Source organism: Serinicoccus chungangensis, from assembly GCF_001483745.1.
Taxonomy (GTDB): domain Bacteria; phylum Actinomycetota; class Actinomycetes; order Actinomycetales; family Dermatophilaceae; genus Ornithinicoccus; species Ornithinicoccus chungangensis_A.
Genome location: NZ_LQBL01000003.1, coordinates 47,687 through 60,832, shown reverse-complemented (window position 1 = coordinate 60,832; position 13,146 = coordinate 47,687). Strand labels below are relative to the sequence as shown.

The 13,146-nt window shown below is 74.4% G+C and carries 15 protein-coding genes; 8 read left to right on the top strand and 7 right to left on the bottom strand.

What is annotated here, in order from left to right:
- Position 1: 1 nt before the first annotated feature.
- Positions 2-730, bottom strand: a complete 729-nt coding sequence (locus AVL62_RS01925) for a winged helix-turn-helix transcriptional regulator (RefSeq protein WP_058890004.1) — start codon at positions 728-730, stop codon at positions 2-4.
- Positions 731-795: 65 nt separating this feature from the next.
- Between AVL62_RS01925 and AVL62_RS01920 the strand changes: the two genes are divergently transcribed.
- Positions 796-1,599 (top strand): hypothetical protein, encoded by an 804-nt coding sequence (locus AVL62_RS01920; protein ID WP_058890003.1) that lies wholly within the window; start codon positions 796-798, stop codon positions 1,597-1,599.
- Positions 1,600-1,605: 6 nt separating this feature from the next.
- Here AVL62_RS01920 and AVL62_RS01915 read toward each other — a convergent pair whose 3' ends face one another.
- Positions 1,606-2,100, bottom strand: a complete 495-nt coding sequence (locus tag AVL62_RS01915; protein ID WP_083518595.1) for an FABP family protein — start codon at positions 2,098-2,100, stop codon at positions 1,606-1,608.
- 17 nt (positions 2,101-2,117) lie between these two features.
- Positions 2,118-3,347 carry an LCP family protein gene (locus AVL62_RS17695; protein WP_058890002.1) on the bottom strand — a complete coding sequence of 410 codons (1,230 nt, stop codon included), beginning with the start codon at positions 3,345-3,347 and terminating at the stop codon, positions 2,118-2,120.
- Positions 3,348-3,446: 99 nt separating this feature from the next.
- On the opposite strand from AVL62_RS17695, the gene AVL62_RS01905 reads away from it, so the two are divergent.
- The 3 genes from AVL62_RS01905 to dtd all read left to right on the top strand — a co-directional run bounded on the left by AVL62_RS01905 (position 3,447) and on the right by dtd (position 6,016).
- Complete coding sequence (locus AVL62_RS01905) at positions 3,447-4,463, top strand: YgfZ/GcvT domain-containing protein (RefSeq protein WP_058890001.1); 1,017 nt, start codon at positions 3,447-3,449, stop codon at positions 4,461-4,463.
- A gap of 64 nt (positions 4,464-4,527) precedes the next feature.
- A complete protein-coding gene (locus tag AVL62_RS01900; protein ID WP_058890000.1) occupies positions 4,528-5,541 on the top strand; it encodes an asparaginase in 1,014 nt (337 codons plus the stop codon).
- 49 nt (positions 5,542-5,590) lie between these two features.
- Complete coding sequence (gene dtd, locus AVL62_RS01895; RefSeq protein WP_058889999.1) at positions 5,591-6,016, top strand: D-aminoacyl-tRNA deacylase; 426 nt, start codon at positions 5,591-5,593, stop codon at positions 6,014-6,016.
- A 173-nt stretch (positions 6,017-6,189) separates the two neighbouring features.
- Here dtd and AVL62_RS01890 read toward each other — a convergent pair whose 3' ends face one another.
- Positions 6,190-6,519, bottom strand: a complete 330-nt coding sequence (locus tag AVL62_RS01890; protein WP_058889998.1) for a DUF2516 family protein — start codon at positions 6,517-6,519, stop codon at positions 6,190-6,192.
- Between the two features lie 196 nt (positions 6,520-6,715).
- Entirely contained in the window at positions 6,716-7,600 is an 885-nt protein-coding gene (locus AVL62_RS01885) for a class I SAM-dependent methyltransferase (protein WP_058889997.1), read from the bottom strand.
- Positions 7,601-7,647: 47 nt separating this feature from the next.
- Between AVL62_RS01885 and mshA the strand changes: the two genes are divergently transcribed.
- From mshA to AVL62_RS01870, 3 genes are read left to right on the top strand one after another with little or no spacing between them, the layout of a single operon-like run.
- Positions 7,648-8,943, top strand: a complete 1,296-nt coding sequence (gene mshA, locus AVL62_RS01880; protein ID WP_235585463.1) for a D-inositol-3-phosphate glycosyltransferase — start codon at positions 7,648-7,650, stop codon at positions 8,941-8,943.
- Positions 8,936-9,454, top strand: a complete 519-nt coding sequence (locus tag AVL62_RS01875) for a YbjN domain-containing protein (protein ID WP_058889996.1) — start codon at positions 8,936-8,938, stop codon at positions 9,452-9,454. The genes mshA and AVL62_RS01875 overlap by 8 nt, the downstream gene beginning before the upstream one ends.
- 17 nt (positions 9,455-9,471) lie before the next feature.
- Complete coding sequence (locus AVL62_RS01870) at positions 9,472-10,227, top strand: phosphoglyceromutase (protein WP_058889995.1); 756 nt, start codon at positions 9,472-9,474, stop codon at positions 10,225-10,227.
- 13 nt (positions 10,228-10,240) lie between these two features.
- Here AVL62_RS01870 and AVL62_RS01865 read toward each other — a convergent pair whose 3' ends face one another.
- Together AVL62_RS01865 and AVL62_RS01860 are read right to left on the bottom strand one after the other, a co-directional pair.
- On the bottom strand, positions 10,241-10,924 hold the full coding sequence (locus tag AVL62_RS01865) for a response regulator transcription factor (protein ID WP_058889994.1): 684 nt from the start codon (positions 10,922-10,924) through the stop codon (positions 10,241-10,243).
- Positions 10,921-12,183 carry a sensor histidine kinase gene (locus AVL62_RS01860; protein ID WP_058889993.1) on the bottom strand — a complete coding sequence of 421 codons (1,263 nt, stop codon included), beginning with the start codon at positions 12,181-12,183 and terminating at the stop codon, positions 10,921-10,923. Before AVL62_RS01860 ends, AVL62_RS01865 begins: the two co-directional genes overlap by 4 nt.
- A gap of 198 nt (positions 12,184-12,381) precedes the next feature.
- Here AVL62_RS01860 and phoU point away from each other — a divergent pair, with 198 nt between their 5' ends.
- Positions 12,382-13,080 carry a phosphate signaling complex protein PhoU gene (gene phoU / locus AVL62_RS01855; RefSeq protein WP_058889992.1) on the top strand — a complete coding sequence of 233 codons (699 nt, stop codon included), beginning with the start codon at positions 12,382-12,384 and terminating at the stop codon, positions 13,078-13,080.
- Positions 13,081-13,146: the final 66 nt, after the last annotated feature.

Below are 13,146 nucleotides of genomic sequence, written 5' to 3'. Positions count from 1 at the left end.
ATCAGCGCTCGGTGGTGCGTGCCCCGGTGAAGCGGTAGCCGACGCCGCGGATCGTCCCGATGAGCGACTCCCGCTCCGGCCCGAGCTTGGCGCGCAGCCGGCGGATGTGGACGTCCACGGTCCGCGTGCCGCCGTAGTAGTCACCGCCCCAGACCTGCTGGAGCAGGATGTCCCGGGTGACGACCCGGCCCGGGTGCTGGACGAGGTAGCGCAGCAGCTCGAACTCCTTGAACGTCAGGTCCAGCGCCCGGCCGCCGGCCCGCACCGTCCAGCTGGCCTCGTCCACGACGACGTCGGCGACCCGGATGGCCTCCGGCTCCTCCGGACCCCCGGCCCCGTGGGCGGGGTCCGGCGCCGGTCCCGCCTCCCGCGGGCCGCGCCCCAGGGCCAGCCGCAGCCTGGCGGACAGCTCGGCCGGGCTGGCGGTGGCGGTGACCAGGTCGTCCATCGGCCACTGGTCGTCGAGGACCGCGAGCGCGCCCTCGCCGACGACGGCCACCACCGGCACCCCCAGACCGAGCGCGGACAGGGAGCGCAGCACGCCGCGGGCCTGCACCAGGTCGGCGGTCGCGTCCACGAGGACGAGGTCCGGGTCGCCGCGGCTGACGAGGGTGCCGACGTCCATGCCGAGGACCGAGACCCGGTGCGGCAGCAGGGCCAGGCCGGGCAGCACGAGGCCCGCCGAGGTGTCCTCGGCGGGGCGGGGGGTGAGCAGGACCAGGTCGGCCACGGACCCAGGATAAGGAGTCGGCCCGCCTGCGGCCTCCACCAGGACGGGTGCGGCAAGATGGAGGTATGCCGCACCCCACCTCCAGCGCGCGGGTCGCCGATGCCCCCACGCCAGGACTGGTGGGGGCGCTGGCGGTGGTGGCGTGCGCCGTGGCCGGGCTGCTGGCGGTGTCGGCGGTGGCCGCGCCCTGGCTGCTGGCGGTGACCCTGGGGGTGTGCGCCGTGGTGGTCGCCTGGGGCTGGTCGGGCACCCTGGGGCTGCCCTCGCCGCGCGGCACCGCCGCGGTGCTCCTCATCGGGGGGCTCGCGCTCGTGGTCTCGGTGGGCGTCCGTCAGGAGGAGCCGTGGCTGGAGTGGGTCCCTGCGGCGCTGGCGCTGGCGATGATCACCGCCTTCCTGCACCAGATCCTGCGCCGCGACGGCCGGCCCCGGGTGGTGCAGTCGGTCAGCGCGGTGGTGCTCGGGCTGGCCCTGGTGGGCTGCGGGATCCTCATGGTGCCCGCGAGCCACACCGCCGGGGGCATCGGCCTGCTCCTGGGCGCCCTCGCCGCGTCCGCCGCGTCCTCGGTGACGGACCTGGCGGTCCGCTGGCGGGCGGTGGGCGGGTGGCTGCTGGCGCTGGCCATGGCCGGCGGGGCCGCGGCCTCGCTGGGCGTCGCGCTCTCGCTCGGGGCGCCGTGGGAGACCTGGGTGCTGCTCGGCGTGGCGGCCGGGGCGGTGAGCCACGCGCTGCGGGCCGTGCTGGTGGGGCTGCCCACGCTGGCGCACTCACGCCCGCGCCTGGTGACGGGCATCCTGTCGGTGCTCGTCGTGGGGGTCACGCCCTACCTCGTGGGCCTGGCCTTCCTGCCCTCGTCCTTCCCCGGCTGAGCCGCCTCAGACCCGCCGGAGCTCGGCCGACATGTAGGACTGCATCTCGTGCCCGTGCGCGGCCATGTCCATGACCCACATGAGGTTGCCGTTGACGTAGCCGTAGAGCCGCTGCGCCGCGGCATACTCCGGAGAGCTGGGGCTGCGCACGATGCTGTCGGTGGCGACCTCGACCTTGGCCTGGCCGCTCTTGCCGTAGTACATCTCGACGACGCCGGTCGGGTGGGCGAGGAGCAGCTCGACGTCGCCGTCCGGTTGCGGACGCCAGTAGCCGCTCTCGACGGCGAAGACCTCCTGCTTCTCGCCCTGCTCGTCGAGGAGCCAGGTGCGTGAGGTCCAGTGCAGGAACGGACGGCCGTCGTGGGTCACCTCGACCTCCTGGCCGAAGTTGCGGGACGTCATCGTCGGGTAGCCGACGACGCCCGCACCGGCCCAGGTGCCGAGCAGCCAGGCGAGGGGGGCGTTGTCCGGGTGCATGGTCGGGTCGAGTTCGATGGGCACCCGACCATGGTAGGGACTCAGCCGCCGAAACCGGACCTCGGGGACACCGGGTCGGAGTAGTCCTCCATGGTGTCGTTCTTGAGGTGCTCGGACAGCACCTGCATCTGCTCGTCGGCCATGATGACGATGGAGCCGGCCACCGGGTGGTCGGCGATGCCGCTCCACGGCGCGGTCTCGAAGTGGATGTCGTCGCCGCGCACGCCGCGCATGGCGAAGCCCAGGTCGCGCATGTCGCCCACCTGCAGGTCCGCGTCCACCGTGAGGTTCGTCGTCGCCGCGTCGACGAACCGCGAGAGCCGTGCCGGGTTCGTCAGCGTCTCCCGGGAGAGCGCCTCGGTCATGATCCCCTGGATGAAGGCCTGCTGGCGCTGCCCGCGGGAGATGTCGCCCTGCGACAGGGCATACCGCTCCCGGACGAACTCCAGCCCGGTCGCGCCGTCCATGTGCATGACGCCCTCGGGGAAGCCGGGCGAGGCCTCGGCGACCTCGACGTCGACCCCGCCGATGGCGTCGGTCATCGCGCGGAAGCTCTCGAAGTTGACGATGACGACGTGGTCGATCGGCACGTCGATGAGCGGCTGCAGGGTCTGGACGAGCAGCGGTGCGCCGCCGTAGGAGTAGGCGGCGTTGATCTTGGACGAGCCTCCGGTCCCCGCGATCGGCACGAAGAGGTCGCGCGGGAAGTGCACGAGGTCGACCCGGTCCCGCTCGTCGTTGATGTGCATGAGCACGATGACGTCCGAGCGGCCGCGCTCCACGGACAGGTCGCGGCTGTCCGAGCCGATGATGAGGAAGTTCATCGCGTCCCCGGCCTCCGCCGGCCGCTCGGGGCTGGTGGCCACGAACTCGCTCTGGAGCACCTCGATCTGCTCACCGTCCTCACCCACGATGGGGGCGGCCGCCTCGTCCTCGAGCTGCTCCTCGCCGGGCCCGCCGTCGGTCTCGACCGCCCCGTCGAGGTCGACCGACCCGCCGTCCTCGGCGCCGGCCTCGTCGTCACCGGGCTGCGTGGAGCCGAAGCGGTCCGGGGAGATGGTCACGACCGAGTTGTCGTCGGCGTTGAGGTCCTCCCGCTCGATGTTGCCCTCGACGGTCCGCTGGAGGAAGAACGCGTAGCCGCCCAGGGCGAGCACCCCCACGAGCGCCAGCAGGCCCACCCCGACGACGAGGGCGCGCACCGGGTGGCGCGGTCCACGGTCGCGGGTGGGGGCGTCCTCGCGGTGGCGGGAGGTGTCGTGAGCCGGCATGGGCCGGATTGTATGCCCGCAGCCTGCATGTTCTCCGTGACGACAGGCGCGTACCGTGGTGCCGGTGACCGGCCCGGATCCACGACGCGAGGAGAGACGATGAGCGTGCTGCTGCAGCGGCCCGGCGCCGTGGACGGCACCGGGGTCGACGCCGGGGTGGCGGCGCACTACGGCAACCCGCACCGCGAGCAACGGCTGCTGGCGGAGGGGCTGGCGGTCGTCGACCTCTCCCACCGCGGCGTGGTCACGGTCACCGGTGCGGACCGGCTGAGCTGGCTGCACTCGCTGACCACCCAGCAGCTGGTCGACCTGCCCGCCCGGCAGTCCGCCGAGACGCTCGTCCTCTCGCCCAAGGGGCACGTCGAGCACGCCCTGCACGTCGTCGACGACGGCACGACCACGTGGATCACCACCGAGCCGGGTGCGGCTGCGGCGGTGGCCGGCTGGCTGGACTCGATGCGGTTCATGCTCCGGGTGGAGGTCGCCGACGTCAGCGAGGCGTATGCCGTGCTCGGCGAGCCGGTCGCCCGCGAGTCGGCGCCGGGCGAGCCGGTCGCCTGGGTGGACCCCTGGCCGGGGCCGGTCGGCGACACCTTCTGCTACGGCCCCGAGGGGGAGGAGCACCCGGGCCACGGTCGCGCCTGGCGCGAGCTCGTCGTTCCCTGCGCCGAGCTCGCGGCCGCGGTGGGGGACCGGCCGCTCGCCGGCACCTGGGCGGCGGAGGCGCTGCGGGTGGCCGCCTGGCGTCCCCGGGCCGGCGTGGACACCGACCACCGCACGATCCCGCACGAGCTGGACTGGCTGCGCACCGCCGTCCACCTGCACAAGGGCTGCTACCGGGGCCAGGAGACGGTCGCCCGGGTCAAGAACCTCGGACGCCCGCCCCGGCGGGTCGTGTTCCTGCACCTCGACGGCTCGGGGCACGTCATCCCCGAGCCGGGGACCGACCTGACCCCGCTGGAGGGGGGTCGCGCGGTCGGCCGGCTCACCACGGTGGCCCGGCACGCCGAGGACGGACCGATCGCCCTGGCGCTGGTCAAGCGCAACCTCGACCCCGGTATGACGTTGCTCGCCGACGGCGCGTCCGCCGCCCAGACGGTGGTCGTCGGCGGCTGAGCGAGGGCACCCCCGCGCGTCCCGGGGTGCGGGGGCCGCGGGCGCGGCTGGCAGGATCTGGCCCATGGAACCCCAGCTCCCGCAGGCGTCCGACTCACCGCTGGCGTCCGCGCCGGTCGTCGCCGAGGTGGTGCGCAACGGCTTCGTCGAGTCGGTGCACCACGGCGTCGTCGCGCTGACCGGCCCGGGCGGCTCGCCGGAGCTCGCGCTCGGGCCGGTCGGGGCTCCCGTCCTGCCGCGCTCCTCGCTCAAGCCCCTCCAGGCGGTCGCCATGCTGCGTGCCGGCGCCGCGCTGGACGGGGAGCTCCTGGCGCTCGCCTGCGCCAGCCACTCGGGGGAGGAGCGCCACCTCGACGGGGCCCGGCGGATCCTCGCCTCGGTGGGGCTGGACGAGTCGGCGCTGCGCAACACCCCCGACCTGCCGTTCGACGAGGACGAGCGGCGGCGCTGGGTGCGGGAGGGGAGCCCCGCGACCTCGCTGGCCCAGAATTGCTCGGGCAAGCACAGCGGCATGCTCGCGGCCTGCGTGGCGGCGGGGTGGGACACCGCCACCTACCTCGACCCCGAGCACCCCCTGCAGCGGCTCGTGGTCGAGGTGGTCGAGGAGCTGACCGGCGAGCCCGTCGAGGTCTCGACCGTGGACGGGTGCGGCGCGCCCGCGCTGGGGGTGTCCTCGCTCGGGCTGGCCCGGGCGTTCGGGCGCATCGCCGCGGCCGACGCGTCGACCGAGGAGGGGCGGGTCGCCGACGCGATCCGCAGCCACCCGGAGTTCCTCGGGGGGACGGGCCGGGACGTCACCGAACTCATCGGGGCGGTGCCCGGCCTCATCGCCAAGGACGGCGCGGAGTCGGTCTACGCGGTGGGCCTCGCGGACGGCCGCGGCCTGTCGGTCAAGATCACCGACGGCGGGGAGCGGGCGCGGGTGGTCGTCGCGACCGCCGCCCTGCGCCGGGCCGGGGCGCACGAGCTCGGGCCGGGCGCGTCGGACACGATGGACGCCCTGGACGCGCGCGCGGTGGTGCGCGGGCACGGCGAGCGGGTCGGCGCGGTGCGCGCCGTGCTGCCCGGGGCGGGCTGATGCTGTCGCGGGTGCTGCGGCCCGGTGCCGGCCGGCCGGGGGCGGGCTAGTGCGGGCGGTGCTGCAGCGGGCCACCCGGGCGGCGGTCCGCGTCGACGGCGAGGTGGTCGGTGAGATCACCCGGCCGGGTCTGGTCGCGCTGGTCGCCGCCACCCACGAGGACGGCCCGGACGACGCGGGGACGATGGCCCGCAAGATCGCCGAGCTGCGCATCCTGAGGGAGGAGCGCTCAGTGCTGGAGAGGGGCGCGCCGGTGCTGGTGGTCAGCCAGTTCACCCTCTACGGCAGCACCCGCAAGGGACGGCGCCCCTCCTGGGGCGATGCGGCCCCGGGCCCGGTGGCCGAGCCCCTGGTCGAGGCGGTCGTGGCCGCGCTGCGGGACCGGGGCGTCGAGGTCGCGACCGGTCGCTTCGGCGCGATGATGGAGGTGGAGCTCGTCAACGACGGCCCGTTCACGCTGATCGTCGACACCTGACCGTCTGCGATTCGCCACCTGACCGCTCGACCCAGGGCCCGTCACCGCCCCCACCGCACCGGACGCGTGCTCAGTCCGCACCGGACGCGTGCTCAGTCCGCACCGGACGTGTGCTCAGGCGACTCCGGACGCGTGCTCAGGCGACTCCGGGCATACCCCCGACACCGGGGGGGTCACCAGGGGCCGTAGGGACCCATGTGGCTGGACGACCCGCCGTGCCCCTGGACCGACTTGACGGCCGGGCGGACGTCCGCCAGGTAAACCGCGGCGGCGACCACGGCGATGACGTTGAAGATCGAGAACGGGCTGAACATGAAGATGAAGCCGATGAGCGCCGCGCCGCCGGTGAGGAGCAGCCAGAACTGCTTGGTGCGCTTGCCCGCGGCGGCGAACGCGTCGGCCCGGGTGCGGGCGCAGTCGATGAGCGCCCACAGCATCATCCCGAAGACCGCGACGCCCACGACGACCTGCAGCAGGTTCTGTGCCTCGTAGATGGCTGGCATGGACCCACCCTACGCCGCCTGGCTGGGCGCAGCCTGTCGGCGGCGGGCGACGTCCGGTGTCTGCCGAGCACGCGTCCGGTGTCTGCCGAGCACGCGTCCTGTGTATGCCTAGCGCGCGTCCGGTGTCTGCCGAGCACGCGTCCGGTGTATGCCGAGCGCGCGTCCGGTGTATGCCTGGCACGCGTCCTGTGTATGCCTAGCGCGCGTCCGGTGCGGGGGCGGAGGTCGTGGAGGTCGTGGAGGTCGTCGAGGTGGGGGCGACGGCGGGCCAGGCGACGGTGAGCTCGCCCAGGCGCCAGCGGGCGACCCCGCCGCTCACCGGCCAACCCTCCTCGCGCAGGGTGCGGGCGGTGGCCACGAACCGCTGGCGGGCGCCGTAGCTGCCCATCGGCGCCGACCGGTCCCAGGCCGCGTCCAGCGCCCCGAGGAAGGCGTGGACCGGCTCGCCGGGGACGTTGCGGTGGATGAGCACCTTGGGCAGCCGCTCGGCGACCACCGAGGGCGACCCGAGGCCGGCCAGCCGCAGCGACAGGGTCAGGGACACCGGCGTCGGACCCCCGTCCGGACCACGACGCACCTCGACCCAGCTCGCCAGCCGGCCCAGCTCGTCGCAGGTGCCCTCCACGAGCGTGCCCCCCGGGGCCAGCCGCTGCGTCACCCGGGCCCACGCCGGCGCGACCTCGTCCTCGGCATACTGGCGCAGCACGTTGAACGCCCGCACCACCGTCGGTCGCGCGTCCGCCCCCAGCGCCCGGGGCAGCGGCACCTCGAAGCCACCGAGCGCGAAGTCCACCCCCGGAGGGTCGGCCAGCGGGCGACCCCGCTCGACCCGCTCCGGGTCGATCTCCACCCCGACCAGCCGCACGTCGGAGCGGACCTGGCGCAGCCGCGCCGCCAGCTCCAGCACCGTGACGGGCGAGGCGCCGAAGCCCAGGTCGACGACGACGGGCGGCTCCGGCGCGGCGCGCAGGAGGCCGCCCAGGGCGTACCCCATCCACCGGTCGACCTTGCGCAGCCGGTTGGGGTTGGTCGTCCCACGGGTCACGGTGCCGACGGGTCGGCGGGCGGGACGGGCGGGCACCGACCCAGACTAGGTCGCCGCGGGGCGCCGCGTGCCACACTGCTGGCGTGACGACGACCGCCGCCGACCCGCCGGTCCGCCGGGTCGCGATGGTCTCGCTGCACACCTCACCGCTGCAGCGGCCGGGCACCGGGGACGCGGGCGGTCTCAACGTCTACGTCGTCGAGACCGCGACCCGGCTGGCCCGCCGCGGCGTCGAGGTCGACATCTTCACCCGCGCCGGCCCCGGCGGGGCCGGGAGCGTCGAGCTGGAGCCGGGGCTCGACGTCACGGTGCACCACGTCCCGGCCGGACCGCGCGAGGGGGTCCCCAAGGACGAGCTCCCGGGCCACCTGTGCGCCTTCGCCGACGACCTGTCCCGGCACGTCGCCGGCCTGGCCGAGGGCCACTACGACGTCATCCACGCCCACTACTGGCTCTCCGGCCAGGCCGGCGGCCTCACCGCCCGGCGCTTCGACGTGCCGCTGGTGCAGACGATGCACACCATGGCCCGGGTCAAGAACGCCGCGCTCGCGGACGGCGACACCCCCGAGCCGCCGGCGCGGGTCGCGGGCGAGCAGGAGCTCGTGGACCGGGCGGACGCCCTGGTCGCCAACACCCCGGCAGAGGCCCGCGACCTCGTGCAGCTCTACTCCGCGGACCCCGCGCGCGTGCACGTCGTCCCGCCCGGGGTCGCCCTGGAGACCTTCCGGCCCGGAGACCGCGACGCCGACCGCCGGGCCCTGGGGCTGGCGCCGCAGGACCGGGTCCTGCTCTTCGTCGGCCGGATCCAGCCGCTCAAGGCCCCCGACGTGCTGGTGCGCGCCGCGGGGGAGCTGGTCCGGCGCGACCCGGCGCTGCGCGACCGCCTCGTCGTCTCGGTGCTGGGCGGGCTCTCGGGCTCCGGCACCGCCACCCCCGGTGCCCTGCAGCAGCTGGCCGCCGCCGAGGGCGTCGAGGGGCTGGTGCACGTCGCCCCGCCGGTGACCCGCGAAGAGCTGGCCGGCCGCATGCGGGCCGCCGACCTCGTCGTCGTGCCCTCCCACAACGAGTCCTTCGGGCTGGTCGCCATCGAGGCCCTGGCCTGCGGCACGCCGGTCCTGGCGGCGCGCGTCGGCGGCCTCCCGCTCGCGGTGGGCGAGGCCGGCGTCCTGGTCGACGGCCACGACCCGACGACGTGGGCGGACGCCCTGCAGCAGGCGCTGGGGCGTCTCGAGGACCCGCAGGAGCGGGCGGCGTGGTCGGCGCAGGGGGTGGCGCACGCGCAGGGCTACTCCTGGGAGCGCACGGTCGACGCCCTCCTCGCGGCCTATGCTGCCGCGAAGGACACGCACGCACGTCGGCGAGGAGGACCGCATGGATGAGTCCGCGCAGACCCGGCTCCGCGAGCAGCTCGACGCCCTCGGCGTCGCCTGGGAGGTCGGCACCCGCCCGGGGGAGACCGCGGTCGCCCTGCCAGGGGAGCGCAAGCTGCGGACGGTCCTCTCCCTCGTCGTCGGGGAGCGCGCGCTGGAGCTGCGCGCCTTCGTCATCCGCAACCCGGACGAGAACCACGAGGCGTTCTACCGCTACCTCCTGCGGCGGGCGCTGCGGTTGCCCGGCGTGGGGTATGCCGTGGACGCCAGCGGCGACGTCTACCTCACCGGGCGCGTCCCGCTGGCCGGGCTCAAGGACGAGTCCGTGCTCGACGAGCTGCTCGGCGCCGTGCTGGCGGCCTGCGACGAACCCTTCAACGAGCTGCTGCGCCTGGGGTTTTGGACCTCGATCCGGCGCGAGTGGGCCTGGCGGGTGGACCGCGGCGAGTCCACCGCCAACCTCGAGGCCTTCCGGGCCGAGCTCGAGTCCTCGACCGAGGGCCAGGTCGGTCGGTCCTGATCGGTAGGGTGGGTGGCATGAGCGAGGCCGCATACACCCTGATCCTGCTGCGCCACGGCGAGAGCCGGTGGAACGAGAAGAACCTCTTCACCGGGTGGGTCGACGTCGACCTGACGCCGACCGGCCACGAGGAGGCGCGCCGGGCCGGCGAGCTGCTGCTCGAGGAGGACCTGCTGCCGGACGTCCTGCACACCTCCCTGCTGCGCCGTGCGATCACCACCGCCAACACCGCGCTGGACGTCGCCGACCGCCACTGGATCCCCGTGCACCGGCACTGGCGGCTCAACGAGCGCCACTACGGGGCGCTGCAGGGCCTGGACAAGGCGCAGACGCGGGAGAAGTACGGCGAGGAGCAGTTCATGGCCTGGCGCCGTGGTTTCGACACCCCGCCCCCGCCCATCGAGGACGACGCCGAGTACTCCCAGGCCGGCGACCCCCGCTACGCCGACCTCGGCGAGGACCTTCCCCGCACCGAGTGCCTCAAGGACGTCGTCGCCCGGATGCTGCCCTACTGGGACGACGCGATCGTTCCCGACCTGCGCAGCGGCCGGACGGTGCTGGTGGCCGCCCACGGCAACAGCCTGCGGGCCCTGGTCAAGCACCTCGACGGCATCAGCGACGAGGACATCGCCGGGCTCAACATCCCCACCGGCATCCCGCTGCTCTACGAGCTGGACGCCGACCTGGCGCCGACCACCCCGGGCGGGCGCTACCTCGACCCGGCGGCCGCGGCCGACGCGATCCAAGCGGTCGCCGACCAGGGCAAGAAGTGAGGCGTCGCCCGGGTCAGCTGGTCTCGAACTTGTAGCCCAGCCCCCGGACGGTGACGATGTGCTGCGGGTGCGACGGGTCGGGCTCGATCTTGGCCCGCAGCCGCTTGACGTGCACGTCCAGGGTCTTGGTGTCGCCGACGTAGTCGCTGCCCCAGACCCGGTCGATGAGCTGGCCCCGGGTGAGCACCCGCCCGGCGTTGCGCAGCAGCATCTCGAGCAGCTCGAACTCCTTGAGCGGCAGGGACACGGACGCGCCGTCCACGGACACCGTGTGCCGCTCCACGTCCATGCGGACCGGGCCGGACTCGACCGTGGAGGGCATGAGCTCCTCGGGCTCGCTCTGCCGGCGCAGCACCGCCTTGATCCGGGCCAGCAGCTCGCGGCCGGAGTAGGGCTTGGTGACGTAGTCGTCGGCGCCCAGCTCCAGGCCGACCACCTTGTCGACCTCGGAGTCCTTCGCGGTGAGCATGATGACCGGCACGCTCGAGCGCTGGCGCAGGGCCCGGATGACGTCGACGCCGGACATGCCCGGCAGCATGAGGTCCAGGAGGACGAGGTCGGCGCCGTTGCGCTCGAACTCGGACAGCCCGTCCGTCCCCGTCTCGGTGACGGTGACGTCATACCCCTCCTTCTCGAGCAGGTAGGCCAGCGGGTCGGAGAAGGACTCCTCGTCCTCCACCACCAGGATCTGGGTCATCGGGTCACCTTTCCTCGGTCGGGTCGGTCCGCCTTCGGGGCGGGTGGCGGGGCGTCGCCGTGGGCCGGGTCGAAGACCTGGACGGGGCGACCCTGCTGGTACGGCGCGGGGGTGCCGACGGCGCGCGTCTCACCGACGGCGGCGGGGAAGCGCAGGGTGAAGGTCGAGCCCTGGCCCTCCTCGCTCCAGACCGAGACGCTGCCGCCGTGGCCGGCGATGATGTGCTTGACGATCGACAGACCCAGCCCGGTGCCGCCGGTGCGGCGCGAGCGCGCCGGGTCGACGCGGTAGAAGCGCTCGAAGATGCGCTCCTGGTCCTGCGCGGAGATGCCGCGGCCCTGGTCGGACACCGAGACCTCGACCAGGTCGTCGACCCGACGGGTGACCACCCCGACGCGGGTCTTGTCGTCGGAGTAGGCGATGGCGTTGGTGACGAGGTTGCGGATGGCGGTCGTCACGAGGTCGTGGTCGCCGTAGATGCGCAGGTTCTCCGGCCGGCCCGCGGGGGCGGCCACCACCGTGCGCGCCCCGGCGACGACCCGGGCCTGGTCCACCGCCTCCTCGGCGCAGGCCCCCACGTCCACGACGACCATGTCGGCCAGCAGGTCACCGGCCTGCAGCCGGGACAGGTCGACGATCTCGGCCACCAGCCGGGTGAGCCGCTCGGTCTCGACCTTCATCCGGCCGGCGAAGCGGCTCACGGCGTCCGGGTCGTCCGCGGCCCCCGCGATCGCCTCGGCGAGCAGCGCCAGCCCCCCGACCGGCGTCTTGAGCTCGTGGCTGACGTTGACCACGAAGTCGCGGCGCACCTCCTCCACCCGTCGGGCCTGCGTGCGGTCGTCGACGAGGATGAGCGCCAGGCCGTCGCCGAAGGGGGCCACCCGGACGGCGAGCAGCACCCTGCCGGAGGAGAGCGGGCCGCGGACGTACTCGAGCTCGTCCTCGGTCACCTGACCGTGCGCGAGCACCTCGGCGACGAGCTCGCGCAGCCGGGTGTTGACGAGGTCGTTCCCCCGGACCAGCCCGAAGGCCAGCGCGGCTCCCGTGGCGACGTGCACCTGCGCCGAGCGGTCGGCGACGATGGCGCCCGAGCGCAGCACCGACAGCACCTGCGTGGCGCCCTCGGGCACGACACCGACCGGCGTGGCGCCCTCGGGGTCGTCGGCGGGGCGCCGGGCGGGTCGCACGAGCGACCACACCAGCGCGGCCAGCAGCAGCCCCACGAGGAGCCCCAGGAGCCCAGCGGTCAGGGGATTCACGATGACCAGCCTAGGGTCTGCGGGTGACCACCCCGTGCACGTCGGGTGCCCGGGGGGTGCCCTGTCCGACCAGAGTTCATCCGGGGGTCGTGCGGCGTTCACGTGGGTCTGCCACGGTTCCACGCTGGTGGCACCTGCCCAGGTGCCCGACAATGGGGCGACGGCCCCGTCCCCCGTCCCGGCCCCGAGGAGGCAGGCATGCGCAGCGCGTTCACCGAGGAGCTCGACCTCATCAGCGGACAGCTGGTGCAGATGAGCCGGTTGTCGGCGACGGCGCTCCGGCGGGCCACCACGTCCCTCATGGACACCGACCTCGCCCTGGCCCAGGAGGTCATCTCCGACGACCAGCTCATCGACGCCCTGCGCCGCGAGCTGGACAACCGCGCCATCGACGTGCTCGCCCGGCAGCAGCCGGTGGCCACCGACCTGCGGCAGATGGTCACCGCGCTGCGGATGAGCTCGGACCTCGAGCGCAGCGGTGACCTGGCGCGGCACGTCGCCAAGCTCACCCGCCTGCGCTACCCCGCGCACGCCCTCACCGACGAGCTGCGCCCGACCTTCGCGGAGATGGCCACGACCGCCGAGGCCATGATCCTGCGGGCCGGCGACATCATCGACAGCAAGGACGCCGACGGGGCCGGCGAGCTCATCCGGGCCGACGACACGATGGACCGTCTGCACCGGGAGGTCTTCCGCGTCCTGCTCGAGCCCTCGTCACCGCAGTCCGCGCAGGTGACGGTCGACGCGACGCTCCTCTCCCGCTACTACGAGCGGTATGCCGACCACGCGGTCTCGATCGCGCTCCGCGTGGTCTACCTCGTGACCGGGGTGTGGCACGACGAGCAGCTGCCCGGGGACGACGACCGCTACCCGGGGAGCGTCCCGCGCGAGAGCTGAGCCCCGCAGACGCACGCGGCCCCGGACCTCGTGGGTCCGGGGCCGCGTCGGCTGCTGGGGTATCGG

Coding starts and splice junctions, on each gene's coding strand:
- AVL62_RS01890 (WP_058889998.1), bottom strand. CDS start 6,519: ATGCCAGCCATCTACGAGGCACAGAACCTGCTGCAGGTCGTCGTGGGC.
- AVL62_RS01870 (WP_058889995.1), top strand. CDS start 9,472: ATGAGCGAGGCCGCATACACCCTGATCCTGCTGCGCCACGGCGAGAGC.
- AVL62_RS01865 (WP_058889994.1), bottom strand. CDS start 10,924: ATGACCCAGATCCTGGTGGTGGAGGACGAGGAGTCCTTCTCCGACCCG.
- AVL62_RS01905 (WP_058890001.1), top strand. CDS start 3,447: ATGAGCGTGCTGCTGCAGCGGCCCGGCGCCGTGGACGGCACCGGGGTC.
- AVL62_RS01875 (WP_058889996.1), top strand. CDS start 8,936: ATGGATGAGTCCGCGCAGACCCGGCTCCGCGAGCAGCTCGACGCCCTC.
- AVL62_RS01900 (WP_058890000.1), top strand. CDS start 4,528: ATGGAACCCCAGCTCCCGCAGGCGTCCGACTCACCGCTGGCGTCCGCG.
- AVL62_RS01920 (WP_058890003.1), top strand. CDS start 796: ATGCCGCACCCCACCTCCAGCGCGCGGGTCGCCGATGCCCCCACGCCA.
- AVL62_RS17695 (WP_058890002.1), bottom strand. CDS start 3,347: ATGCCGGCTCACGACACCTCCCGCCACCGCGAGGACGCCCCCACCCGC.
- phoU (WP_058889992.1), top strand. CDS start 12,382: ATGCGCAGCGCGTTCACCGAGGAGCTCGACCTCATCAGCGGACAGCTG.